Origin of the sequence: Syntrophobacter fumaroxidans MPOB (assembly GCF_000014965.1) — a bacterium.
Lineage (GTDB): Bacteria > Desulfobacterota > Syntrophobacteria > Syntrophobacterales > Syntrophobacteraceae > Syntrophobacter > Syntrophobacter fumaroxidans.
Map to the genome: position 1 here is coordinate 1,313,769 of NC_008554.1, position 13,026 is coordinate 1,326,794.

A 13,026-nucleotide genomic window follows, 5' to 3' on the forward strand; every position below is an offset into this window, starting at 1 on the left:
AAAACGAAGCCAGACCATTGAATTGGCTTTCTCACCGCAAATCAAAAAGGAAGAACTCAGACCTCCCCCTTTTCACTCAACCGGGCAGCACTGGGGCCGACTCCTCCGCGAAAGGAACCTTCATGATACCAATGGAAGCGATACAAAACAGTCCGCTTCGGAATCCACAATGTCTTTTCTGAGGCTCCTTCGCAATTGCTCCATAACAGCTTCAGGCACCTTCGCTTCGACGGCGTATGTCAAGCGGATCAATCGGTCTGCCGATTTCGATGGTTTTTCGTGCCCATTTTCCCACCTGGACACCGTGACCCGATCTACTCCGAGTAACTGAGAAAACTCTTTGATCTTCATTCCAAGGTTCTTTCGAAAGAATCGTATTTCGGCCCCTGACAGGCTGATGGGCTTTAGCAAAATGCTTTCGGCGATTGATTTCATGAGTTCCATGGAACGGGGGATTGAGACAATCTCCTCTCCGCAAGCGTTACATCGCCAGATGTCCGCATTGCTCAAGTGGATGTTCTCCAGTCCGCTCTCAAGGAAATGGTGATGCCCCCTCTTGAAAATGATCTCGGTGCTTCCGCAAGTGGGACATGTTTCATAACGACTCAAGGTCGGCTCCATCAAAGATGGTTACGACCAGAACAGAACAAAGACTCAGGATGACCGTGACGGCGACGGCAGAGTCTCCATCGATGGTTGTACCCTGCACCCTGTACTTGAACTGGTCGTGTTTCTCATCACATTCAGGTTGATCTGTGATCTCTCCGTTGACCAGCACTGAGAGGAGATCCTGAAAATGAAAATTCCTCTCGATCATCCTCCTTCGGCAGTGCGAAGTGGTCTGTAGATCACCGCATCTGGCGATTTCCCGAATACGAGTAATCCCCTCCGAAGAACTGAGCGGCTCACTCAAAAGGATAATCTCCGAGGGGATCAGCCGTCAAGAAAAAACGTAACACTATGTTACTAAATCTTGTCCGCTGTGCACTATACCACCGGTCACGGCTCTTGACCAGTTTCCCCGACCGTTCCCCGGACTTTCTTCCAAGGAGGAGAATTCGTCCGACTTTCGCCAAACTTTGACAGACCCGAACCTGCCGGAAAGAAAGACTATCTTTCAGATCGTCATCCGAATGCGTGAGGAATCATCCGTGCGGCCGGGTGAGTCAGGAAGCCCGCACGCGCGCGGGCCGCGCGCATTTTCATATTCGTTGCATTTTCGACTGTAACAATCATATGATTGTGCCCGGAGATAGCCTCCCCTACGGTGTTTCCTGAAGGTCCGCCCACGGCGCATTCCTTTTCGGGGATAGACGGTTGTCGTCGAGGTTCCCCGGGCATCGCCGTTTCAAAGGAAAGTGAACGTGAGACGCACTGCTGTTTCGTCATTGCTGAAAGTATCGATAGTCGTCATAGGGTTTCTTTCACTCGTGTCGTGCACCGCCCACTATGCCGTGAATCCGAAACTGGATTTCAAGGTACGGGAGAACCCCTTCCGCGACAAGCTGGAATCCCCGACGAAGTCCGACGAGTTGTTCCTTATCCTCGCGTTTTCCGGTGGGGGAACTCGCGCGGCATCTCTCTCCTACGGCGTTCTCGAGGCCCTTGACCGGATTGAAATTCCCGTATCGAAGACAACACAAGCCTCGCATGAAGCATCGTCAAGGCATACGCTGCTCGATGAAGTGGACCTGATCACCGGGGTTTCGGGTGGGAGCTTTACCGCCGCTTATTTTGGATTGCACGCCAGGAACGCTTTCAGGGATTTTAAGGAGACTGTCCTTTTGCAGAATCTCCAGTCCGGGCTCATCGGCGGTCTGTTCAACCCCGTGAACTGGGTCCGGCTATGGTCTCCTCACTTCGGAAGAAGCGACATGGCGCAGGAATACTACGACAGGAAAATTTTTCACGGCGCCACTCTGGGCGACCTGGCAAACGGCAAGGGCCCCGCCGTCATTATCCTGGCCACCGATGCCAACGACGGCATCGTGTTCCCTTTCATTCCAAGCCAGTTCGCCCTCATCTGCTCGGATTTCGAAAAATTCCCCCTGGCCAGGGCCGTTGCCGCCTCGGCGGCTTTCCCCGGCCCCCTGACGCCGATCGTCCTCAAGAACTACGCCGGGCAGTGCCACAGCAGGGTCCCCGCATGGGTAACCAATGCCCTCGCGAAGCCCGACCCCGCAAGCCGCACCTATCAGAAGGCCGTCATGACGAGAACTTATCTTGAACGGGATGCAAAACCTTACATTCACCTGATCGACGGAGGCGTTTCGGACAATCTCGGCATTCGAGGCATCATAGAAACCATCGCGGCCCACGGCGGCATCCGGGATGTCATCAAGGATGAAAGACTTGCAAGAACACGTCGGGTAGTCTTCATTATCGTCGATGCCCAGGCACAGGACAAACCGCGCTGGAGACTTCTTGACGAGATCCCCGGCCTTGCGGCGGTCCTCGGGGCCTCTTCTACCATCATGGTCAACAAGTACAATTATGAGACCATGGATTTGCTGCGACGTTACGCCCAGGACTGGGCCGACAAGGATGCGGCGTCCGACGACAAACCCATCGAAATCTATATTACCCACGTCACGTTCGCCTCGCTTCCCGACAAGGCGCAACGGGAATACTTTCAAGGAATCCCAACGGCCCTCACCCTTCCTGAAGACCAAGTGGACAAATTGCGGGAGGTGGCCGGCAAGCTCCTCTACTCGGAGGAATCCTTCAACAGGCTGGTAACGGACCTCGGGGGAAAGATGCCGGGTTCCTGACCGCAAGCGTTACGGCAACAGGGCCGCCGCCGGATTCCATCCGGGCAATCCGCCGCAGGCCGGACATCCATGGGAATGACCCCTTCGGAGCCGGGATCAACGGCCGCATGATCCAAATCAGTATCTTCCAACATGTTCCCATGGATAAATCGTTGCCAATCTATAACTTTCGTTCTTGAAGGGGACATTATAAGGAACATATATTTTAAGCTCTCCACGGGGATTTACAAGAACTTCAATGCGGCCAAAAATGAAGGAAAGCATTATATCATCATGAGAAAAATGTAAATTGGATTCACTTTCAAGCCTTCCATGTGTATGGTAATATCCAATCTTCCTGGACTCATATGGAATTGGGCTCAGCGTGGGAAAACACATGTTATTGAGTCCGCGAATCGGCAATGAATAACCATATGACCCATCTTGATTGACGAATATAATGCCTCCATATTCCTGATTCGTTGCAATGGATACGGCGTTGATGTGGCTCGCCATGTGAAACATGGCCTCACCGAGCGTTCCGAAAGCGTCGTTGCGGGGGCTCTTTGTGGTATCCGATCCGGGAGGGATCGGTTCGTACCCGGGAAATTGCCGCAGCGGCTCATCGATGCCGGACGGCAATACCAGGATCAGCACCGCAACCAGAACCGCCAGCCTTTTCATGGTCGATCATCTCCTCAGTGTTTCGGGCGCGAGACCGGCGTCCGGCCGAGCGCATCGGACGTCCTTCGCCGGGCTCCCTTCAAAACGACGGCAGGAAAACACGCCGTCCCCAAAAGAACCTATCCGTCGGGAACCTTGCGCGAACACGTTTCCCGGAAAAGACCTTTCGCAAGCCTTCATTATATACGGTTGTTCAGGAAATGCGACACCCGAAAGCCTCACGCCATCGATGCCGGCGACACAAAGCGGTCCGTTTGATACGAAGTTACCTAGAAAATAGATTCCCGGGTGAGTCTGTTTTCATGCTTCGCGGGTGTCGCCGGGGGCATGGATAATTGCGTTCAAGATGGATCTTTCAAGCACAAAAGAGCGGGGGAATGATTCCCCCGCACCCCCCAAGTTTCGGCCACACGCGCAAGCGCGTGAGGCCGAGTGCTCGGCGCTGTCGGCGACTGGCCGAAGGCCGCCGCCGCAGCGCCACACGGAGCCGCGAAGCGGCGAGGGGGTGTGGGGGATACGTCCCCCACGCTTTTAGAGTATCCTCTTGAACGCGGATCCGTATGAGACCCGAATCGCAATCCGCCGATATGTTTGCCGGACTGTTTCTCGAGGGGAGATTCAGCCAGATATGGCCTGTCCGTTCCATATCCGTTCGCGTTGAAGATTACAAAACATCGGTTCGCCAGGTTGTGGGCGGGCGTGTCATGCGATGTCCCCACGCTGGAGAAATCTCGCGCGGGAGTGCGCGGCTCGGACACGGGAGGGTTTAGCGCCCTCCCGTCAGTATTACGATCTTGATTGCAAATCGGTATGAGATGCAGTACGCGCGGATGACTAAGAACTGTGAACCATGCTTGCGCCGAGATCCAGCAGACTGACGAGATGGGGTGCATATTCCCGCCCGCAGTCACGGCAAACGAGCTGCATCGTACCTTCCATGAACAGATCGGGGCCCAGGTGCGACGCCATGAAACCCCCGCACATGGCACAAAACTGTTCTCCGCCCAAAACATTTTCTTTTATGGCTATTTCCGGCATGGCCTTCTCCTTTTCTGTTCGATTACAGTGCCGTGAGCAGCCCTTGGAAAATCGGGCCAAGTGGAACGTGCAAAGCCGCACTAATTAATTGAAGAAAAAAATAAGTAAAACAAAATCAAGATTAGTGGAACTTATTTGCCTCATCACTCCATAATATAATGAACATTTTCAGCAGTAATAATAAGAACATCCTGAACTAAATATATACTGAATCTATAGATCTGTAAATGATTTTTATGGAAAATGTTGAAGAATCAGCTTTTGCTATGCCGACAGACCCGCAAACAGCTGAAATGGTTGGAGGCTTGAGGTGTATATGATATGAATTACTGCTTCATCGGGCTGATGAGAAGCCGGGATTGCCGTTTTCGGAAGAAGCGACGCGAGGAGCTTTCATCGTATTTCGGCAACGGACTGTCGAGCGGAGCCGCGCCGGTCAGCCGGAAAATGCGGGGGCAACGCTTGCCCGTCAACGTCTTCCCACTCGAAGAATCATCACGGGACAAGCGTGCTCGACCACTCGGCGCGCAACGACCGCCTTCCGCAAAGCCGGGATTCACCGGGCAGGCTTCGCCGTCTTGCGCCAAACTTTACCGGGGGCGCCGGTTGACGACCCTCGAAGGATAATGACCTCTGTACCCATAGTGAAAAGAACGGTAGCCTCTCACTCCGTGATAGTAGGGATATCGACCGCCCCTCCACCAGCCGTAGGCTCCGTACCGATAAACCGGACGATAGCCGCCAACGACGACTCCCACATTGGCCCGAGGAACGCAAACCGCCCGTGGAGGGGGGCATATGGCCCGAGCCCGACGCCGTTCTCGATACATTTTCCATTCAACATGACGGGACGCATCCTCCGTCCCCACCGTCTGTTCAATCACGTCCTTCTGTTGGGCGCAGAGCGCCGAATAGACGCTTTCCCCCTTGTCTCTTGCCGCCCGCATGCGGTTCACTCTTTTCGGTGAAAGCGCCATATAATCAGACCCGGTCGTCCCCTCAATCCACACTTTGTTCTTGAGCGATTTATGATGCCTTTCGATCGTTACACCCGGGCGCTTCTCCCGAATCGCCTGCGCCGCCAGGTCGGTGAGCGCATCCGGGCCATGCAGCTTCACCACCGGCGACTCGGCCTGCCGGCTGTACGTCACCTCCTGCTCCACCTCGGATTGGTACTCCGTCTGGGCCAAGGAGGCGGACGCCATGCCGAGAATTCCACACACGATAATGAGTAACAAGAACTTCCCCTTCTTCATACGACGCACCTCCGTTTCCCGGAAATTCCCCGAAACGACGTATCCTTGACGGAACACGTCCGTACTCGCATCCGGACCTCCTCCGAGCATGGAAACGGGAACCCGCAAGCTTGGAGGACTCTTTCTTCAGTAGATAAAGATGAATGGAAACGAAGAATTGTCTACACGGAACGCCTGATGCGATCGGAGGTCTCGGCGCCGGCCACGGGCAACACCTCGAATGGAGCGCCGCCCCGACGAACATCGATCCGATCTTCTCAAGGGCAACAGCCGCGCCGGGAAGACAATGGATCGGCATCCGACGGCTAAGGTGAGATAAGGGATTTTATGAACGACCGTCAGCAGTGGGATATATGGTCGAATTGAAAAGCCTGCGGCATTCACCCCGAACCCGGGAAGGCCATGCCGGATTCGCGTGAAAGCTCGGAGAACGCCGGATCGGCGGAAGGCATGGCGGACGGTGACGAATCCTCCCCCTCGCACGCGACCGGCGCAATTGCGGGGCGGGGCCTCGTGCTCCTCGCGCCCGATGCAGGCGTCGGGAACCCAATCGACCATGAGACCCGCCACACCCGCTAAGCATGCCAATCCAATCGCCCGGGAATCCGTTTTCAAGGCAAGCCGCCATCGAGGGCATTGACCGATGATCCCGCCGCCTCACCACCCGATTCCGTCGGTTTCCCGGCTCCTTTTCACGTGATGAAAAGATTCTTGGTGGCGAAGTTGGGGTCGCTGGTCACGTTCACCCCCAGGCGTCTGAGGCCCGCCTCGTCCCCGGGGGTGGGAATGTGCGTGATGTGCACCTCGCAGCCCTTGAGCTCCCCGAGCTTCTCCAACGCCAGTTGCGCGGCGGGATTGGTCGTGGCGCTGATGCTCAACGCGATCAGGGCTTCCTGGAGGTCCAGGCTCACGGCCTTCTCGCCCAGGATTTCCTGTTTGAAGCGGCTGATGGAATCCGTAATGCTGGGAGGGAGCAGCTTGATCTTGGCAGGCACCTCGGCCAGGTGCTTTGCGGCGTGCAGGATCAGACTCGATGCCGCGTGCATGAGCGGCGAATTCGAGCCCGTGACGATGGTGCCGTCCCTGAGCTGGATGGCCGCCCCGCAGTAGATGCCGTTATGGCCCTTGCCTTCCTGGTTCTGGGCCTCGGTTGCGGCCTGGTGCGCCGCCGAGACGACCTTGCGGTAGCTGCGGTCGAGATTGAAATTCCTGACGAAAAGCTCCACGCGCTGAACGGTTTCCTTGTCGGCAAACCCCATGGCATATTCGCACTGGTAGCGGAAATAGCGCCGCAGCACCTCCTGCTTGGCGGCCTCCTGCACGGCGGCGTCGTCCACAACGGCAAACCCCGCTCGGTTCACGCCCATGTCCGTCGGAGACTTGTAGAATGATTCCCCGCCGGTGATCTTCTCCAGGATTCGACGCAACACGGGAAAGACTTCCACGTCCCGGTTGTAGTTGACCGCGGTCTGCCCGTAGGCCTCGAAGTGATAGGGATCGAGCAGGTTGAAGTCCCTGATGTCCGCCGTGGCGGCCTCATAAGCGATGTTCACGGGATGTTTCAAAGGCATGTTCCAGATGGGGAAGGTCTCGAACTTGGCATAGCCCGATTTTCGGCCGTGCCGGTAATCGTGGTACAACTGGGAGAGGCAGGTGGCCAGCTTGCCGCTGCCCGGCCCCGGACCGGTCACGATCACGAGGGGCTTCTCCGTCGCAATGCTCTCGTTGGCCCCGTACCCCTCGTCGCTGACGATCATATCCACATCGGTGGGATAGCCTTTGGTGAAGCGATGACAATAAACCTTGATCCCTCGCCGTTCCAGCTTGTTCTTGAACAGCATGGCCGCCGGCTGGCTGTCGAAACGGGTGATGACGACACCCAGCACATCGATCCCCCACGGCTTGAGATCGTCGATCAGCTTCATCGCGTCGGTGTCGTAGGTGATGCCGAAATCCGCCCGGATCTTTTTCCGCTCGATGTCGCCGGCGTAGATGCACAGCAGGATATCGGCCTGGTCTTTCAATTGCTGCAGGAGCCGCATCTTGACGTTGGGATCGTATCCGGGCAAAACCCGGGCGGCGTGATAGTCGTAGAGCAGCTTGCCTCCGAATTCGAGATAGAGCTTACGGTCGAAACGCTCCACGCGGTCAAGAATGCATCTTGTCTGTTCCCGGATATAAAATTCATTGTCGAACGCAACCGGATCGATCATGCCTGCTCCGTTTCCTGCCATGCCCGAGGGACCTCCGCGTTTCCCCATACGCCGCCCCGCCTTCATTCCATGCTCCCGGCGTCCCGTGTGGTCCTTGCCGCAGCGCCATGCACTCCCGTGGCTGCCAATCCGATTACGGGCGGCGTCATCCGGTTCCGAGGGCAAAAATAAATGGACGGCGCCCCGCGGCTGGGCGACCGTCGCGGTTCTCGAACCCGCTCTTCATGAGGCCGACCTCCGCGTCTTGACATAAAGTCCACCCGCCGATGGAACGAGTCGGTTCCGACACCTTCTGGTTGACAGGCTCCGGGGGAGGGGGAAGAACCATTCCCTTATGAAGCTGAACGCTGGACGCTTGGCGTTTAGCACATCTGCAGACGATTGTCCACCACTCCACGACACCACTTCACGCCCTCCGCCCGGCTGCCCTGCCGGATGCGCTGCTATTTTTCTTGCTGATCGGAAAATTTTGCGGTATTCATCCGCATCAGAGCGGTGTAATGGAACCACCACCTGCATTGTAAGATAACGATAAAATTAATATTTTGCGAAGAGAACAGGGGGATGTCCGTGCCGTTCGCCATCTACTCGGGGTGTGCTCTGTCATTGTGCGGAAGCCGTTCATGGCAACGGTTCCTGCTCGCCGCTCTTTGCGTCATGACATTCATTCCGTCCGGCTGCGAAAAGCATGAGTCGACCCGCTCCGACCAACGCCCGGTGGAGGTGACGGCGGTCACCGTGACCCCCCGGGACGTGCCGCTCACCTACGAGTTCATCGCCCAGGTGCAAAGCTCCCAGCAGGTAAACATCCAGGCCCGTGTCAGCGGGTTCCTGGACAAGAGGGTTTACACTGAAGGATCGATGGTCAAGGAGGGACAGACCCTCTTTCTGATGGACCAGAAACCCTTCAAGGCACAGCTCGATCAGGCCCGGGCCGCGCTCGCCAAGCACGAGGCCGCCCTCGAGGTGGCGCGCCTGAACCTGGCCCGCGTCAAGCCGCTGACCGCTTTGAACGCACTGTCCCAAAAGGATCTGGACGATGCGATCGGCCAGTTCCAGTCCGCCGCGGCAGCGGTGGAGGGGGCAAAAGCCCAGGTGGAGCAGGCGAAGCTCAATCTTTCCTACACGGTGATCACTTCTCCCGTGACCGGTATCTCGAGCTATGCCCAGCAGGCCGACGGGACCTATCTTCATTCCTCCAACAGCCAGCTCACCACCGTGGCGGTCATCTCGCCGACTTACATCAACTTCAGCATTTCCGAAAACGATTGGCTGAAATACAGGGATCAGGTTGCCAAGGGAAACGTGGTCGAACCCGACGACAAGGTTTTTCTTGCCGAGGCGGTTCTCGCCGACGGCGCGGTATACCCCCACACCGGGAAGGTCACTTTCGCCGATCCTTCCTTCAACCCCCGGACGGGCACGTTCCTGATCCGCGCCACGGTGGACAACCCCGACGGCCGGTTGCGGCCGAACCAGTATGTGCGCGTACGCTTGAAAGGGGCGGTGCGGCGCAATGCCGTTCTTGTGCCCCAACGCGCGGTCCAGCAGACTTCCAAGGGGCACACGGTCTGGGTTGTCGGCAAGGACGGCAAGGCGGAGCCCCGTCCCGTAACGGTCGGGCAGTGGCACGAGAACGACTGGTTCATCAACGAGGGATTGCATGGAGGCGATCAGGTGGTGGTCGACGGCGTCCTTCTCGTTCGTCCCGGCTCTTTGCTGAAAGTGTCGCCATTGTCCGACAAAACGAAGCCGGACGGCGGAGGCCCGGCTGCGAACGATCCCGAAAAGAGCGCAAGCCGGGAAGCAACCGGGAAACGATAGCTCTTTTTGCCGGCCGTTCTCTCACAGGTGTCGGCGCGGCAGGAGCCACCCCATGTTCTCCAGATTCTTCATCGAGCGGCCCATCTTTGCCACCGTCGTTTCATCGATCATCGTGATAGCCGGCCTGGTATCGATGAAGGCCCTGCCCGTCTCGCAGTATCCCACCATCACGCCGGTGCAGATCCAGGTGACGACCACCTACCCCGGCGCGGACTCGAAGACGGTGGGCGATTCCGTGGCGGCGCCGATCGAGGCTCAGATCAACGGCGTCGACAACATGCTCTACATGATCTCGACCAGCTCCAACACCGGCCAGCTGACGATCACCGTCTACTTCACTCTCGACACCGACCCCGACATCGCCCAGGTGCAGGTCCAGAACCGGGTGAACCTCGCCATGCCGCAACTGCCCGAGGCGGTGGCGCAATATGGCGTCGCGGTTCAGAAGAACTCCACCACATGGCTGATGCTCATCGGGGTGAGCAACAAGGACGGCCGTTACAGCCCGGATTACGTTGCCAATTACGCCAACGTTTACGTGCTCGACGCCATAAAACGGGTCAATGGAGCGGGCCAGAGCCAAGTTTATTACGACGTGCCGGACCAGGCGATGCGCATCTGGATGAACCCGGACCGGATGGCCTCCCTCGGGATAACGACATCGGACATCCAGCAGGCGGTGGCCCAGCAAAACGCCCTGTACGGCGCCGGCCAGATCGGCCAGCAGCCCTCGGACGAATCCGTGGAGTTGACCTTCCCGGTCGTGACCCAGCCTCCTTTCATCCAGCCGCGGCAATATGAAGACATTATTTTGCGCGCCGGACCGGACGGCAGCGCCCTTGTCCGCCTCAACGACGTCGCCCGCGTCGAAGTCGGCCGCAAGCAGTATATCCAGGATACCCGCCTTGACGGGATACCGGCGACCATCATCGCCGTCTACCAGCAACCGGGGGCCAACGCCCTGGCTGTCTGCAAGGCGGTCCGCCAAACCCTGGACGAGCTCAAAAGAACGATGCCCAGCGGCATCGAGTGCACGATCGCGCTCGACACCACGGATTTTGTCCGGCTCTCCATCGAGGAGATCATTCACACCCTGATCGCGGCCGTAATCCTCGTGGTGCTGGTCGTTTACCTCTTTCTCCAGAGCTTTCGCGCCACCGTCATCTGTTCGGTCGCCATCTTTGTTGCGCTCATCGGCACCTTCCCGGGCATGCTCGCCATGGGATTCTCGATCAACCTGCTGACCCTGTTCGGCCTCATCCTCGCCATCGGCATGGTGGTCGACGACGCCATCGTCGTGGTCGAAAACGTCGAACGCAACATGGTGAAGTATCACCTTACGCCCCGAGAGGCCACGATTCGGTCCATGGAGCAGATCGGAACCTCGTTGATCGCCGTGGTGCTGGTGATGGCATCGGTTTTCATCCCGGCCGCGTTTCTGCCCGGCACCACGGGACAGCTCTACAAGCAGTTCGCCGTCACCATCGTCATTTCGGTGGCGCTCTCGGGGTTCGTGGCGCTCACCCTCACCCCGGCCATGTGCGGGGTCCTGCTCAAGCACAGGCCCCCTCCGCAGCGCGGCCCCTTTGCCTGGTTCAACCGGCAATTCGACCGTTTCACCGCTGTCTTCGGCGATGCGGTGGTGTTCATGATCAGGCGCATGGGAGTGGCGTTCGTACTGCTCGCCGTGTTCATCGGAGGGCTTGCATACCTTTTCCGGACCATCCCGACGAGCTTCGTGCCGAACGAAGATCAGGGCTATTTGTTTCCCGTGTTCGTTCTGCCCGACGCATCGAGTATCAACCGCACCTCCGCGGCAACCGAAATCCTGGACGAGTTGTTCGCCCGGAACCCCGCCGTGGAGCACAGGGTCGTTCTGAACGGCTTCAGCGTGCTCGACCTCCAGACCAAGAACAACGCGGCCACCCTTTTTATCATGCTCAAGGATTTCAAGGAGCGCTATGCTTCCGGGGATCGCGCCGCCAAGGAGAGCGCCCGGGCGGTCTTTGAGAACGTCGCGGCCGAGGCGCGGAGCAGATTCGCTACGGGGGTGCTCCTGCCGCTCTTCCCCGCGGCTATTCCCGGCATCGGAACGACGGACGGTTTCGAGTTCTGGATCCAGGATACGGGGGCCGGAGACCCGGTGCGCCTTTATGAGGTTACCCAGAAATTCCTTTCCAGGGCGCGCGGGCGGTCCGAGCTCGCGGGCCTGAGCTCGACCTTTCGCGCCTCCTCGCAGCAGCTCCGCGCGGAAGTGGACCGGTCCAAATCCGTGCTTCTGGGGGTTCCGATCGAAGACGTATACAGCGCGTTGCAGGCCCAGTTCGGTTCGATCACGGTGAGCCAGTTCAACCAGTTCAGCCGCGTGTGGAACGTGATCCTGCAGTCCGACGCTCCTTTCCGGAGCGACCCCATGGACATCACCAGCCTGTACACGAGATCCAACGACAATCAAATGGTTCCGCTTTCCGCGCTGGTCAAAACCGAATACGTTACGGGCCCCGACCTGGTGCCCCACTTCAACGGCTTCCCCGCCGCGCAGATCACGGGCTGCGCCGCCGCGGGCCACAGCTCGGGAGATGCGATCGAAGCGATGGAGGAAACGGCGCGCGAGGTGCTGCCCGCGGAATACGATTTCGCATGGTCGGGCATGGCCTTCGAAGAAAAGAAAGCGGGGGCGACCTCAACGGCGGCGTTTGTCTTCAGTCTCATCATCGTCTTCCTCGTGCTCGCCGCTCAGTTCGAATCCTGGACGCTTCCGGGATCGGTCATGACGGCGGTGCCGTTCGGAATCCTCGGCGCGTTCATTTTCAACTGGCTGCGGGGCCTGGAAAACGACGTCTATTTCCAGATCGGCCTCCTGGTGCTCATCGGGCTTGGGGCAAAAAACGCGGTCCTTCGCGTGACCTTCGCCGTCGAGCTGCGCCGGCAGGGATTGTCGATCATGGACGCGACCATCAAGGCGGGCGAGGAGCGGCTGCGACCGATCATCATGACGTCCCTCGCCTTCATTCTGGGAGTGCTTCCGCTGGCGATCGCCACGGGAGCGGGCGCCAGCGCCCGCCACTCCATCGGCACCGGCATCATGGGCGGCATGATCGGCGAAACCACCCTGGCCATGCTTTACGTGCCGCTCTTTTTCTACATTTTCGACCGGCTCGCCGAACGCTCGCAGGCAAGGAAAGAAGAGATTCCGCCTGACAAACCGGGCGAGTATCCCGGCCCGGTCCTCGATCGGAATAATGTGTGACGCCCCGGTAA

The 13,026-nt window shown here is 58.1% G+C and carries 9 protein-coding genes; 3 read left to right on the top strand and 6 right to left on the bottom strand.

The annotated features are described in order from the left end of the window. Window positions 1–120: 120 nt before the first annotated feature. On the bottom strand, window positions 121–621 hold the full coding sequence (locus tag SFUM_RS22370) for a type II toxin-antitoxin system MqsA family antitoxin (RefSeq protein WP_083763954.1): 501 nt from the start codon (window positions 619–621) through the stop codon (window positions 121–123). Beyond that, window positions 596–913: a DUF4258 domain-containing protein gene (locus SFUM_RS05555; RefSeq protein WP_011697931.1), complete on the bottom strand. Its 318-nt coding sequence runs from the start codon at window positions 911–913 to the stop codon at window positions 596–598. The genes SFUM_RS22370 and SFUM_RS05555 overlap by 26 nt, the downstream gene beginning before the upstream one ends. Before the next feature lie 451 nt (window positions 914–1,364). Here SFUM_RS05555 and SFUM_RS05560 point away from each other — a divergent pair, with 451 nt between their 5' ends. Then, complete coding sequence (locus tag SFUM_RS05560) at window positions 1,365–2,771, top strand: patatin-like phospholipase family protein (protein WP_011697932.1); 1,407 nt, start codon at window positions 1,365–1,367, stop codon at window positions 2,769–2,771. Between the two features lie 117 nt (window positions 2,772–2,888). Here SFUM_RS05560 and SFUM_RS05565 read toward each other — a convergent pair whose 3' ends face one another. The 4 genes from SFUM_RS05565 to SFUM_RS05580 form a co-directional block, all read right to left on the bottom strand. Then, complete coding sequence (locus SFUM_RS05565; protein WP_041439956.1) at window positions 2,889–3,434, bottom strand: DUF4329 domain-containing protein; 546 nt, start codon at window positions 3,432–3,434, stop codon at window positions 2,889–2,891. Between the two features lie 834 nt (window positions 3,435–4,268). Next, window positions 4,269–4,472 carry a hypothetical protein gene (locus SFUM_RS05570; RefSeq protein ID WP_041439959.1) on the bottom strand — a complete coding sequence of 68 codons (204 nt, stop codon included), beginning with the start codon at window positions 4,470–4,472 and terminating at the stop codon, window positions 4,269–4,271. Between the two features lie 590 nt (window positions 4,473–5,062). Further along, window positions 5,063–5,728 carry a hypothetical protein gene (locus tag SFUM_RS05575; RefSeq protein WP_150109439.1) on the bottom strand — a complete coding sequence of 222 codons (666 nt, stop codon included), beginning with the start codon at window positions 5,726–5,728 and terminating at the stop codon, window positions 5,063–5,065. A 692-nt stretch (window positions 5,729–6,420) separates the two neighbouring features. After that, on the bottom strand, window positions 6,421–7,941 hold the full coding sequence (locus SFUM_RS05580; protein WP_041441805.1) for a DUF1846 domain-containing protein: 1,521 nt from the start codon (window positions 7,939–7,941) through the stop codon (window positions 6,421–6,423). A 564-nt stretch (window positions 7,942–8,505) separates the two neighbouring features. On the opposite strand from SFUM_RS05580, the gene SFUM_RS05585 reads away from it, so the two are divergent. After that, on the top strand, window positions 8,506–9,765 hold the full coding sequence (locus tag SFUM_RS05585) for an efflux RND transporter periplasmic adaptor subunit (RefSeq protein ID WP_150109440.1): 1,260 nt from the start codon (window positions 8,506–8,508) through the stop codon (window positions 9,763–9,765). Window positions 9,766–9,817: 52 nt separating this feature from the next. Further along, complete coding sequence (locus SFUM_RS05590) at window positions 9,818–13,015, top strand: efflux RND transporter permease subunit (protein WP_011697940.1); 3,198 nt, start codon at window positions 9,818–9,820, stop codon at window positions 13,013–13,015. Window positions 13,016–13,026 lie beyond the last annotated feature (11 nt).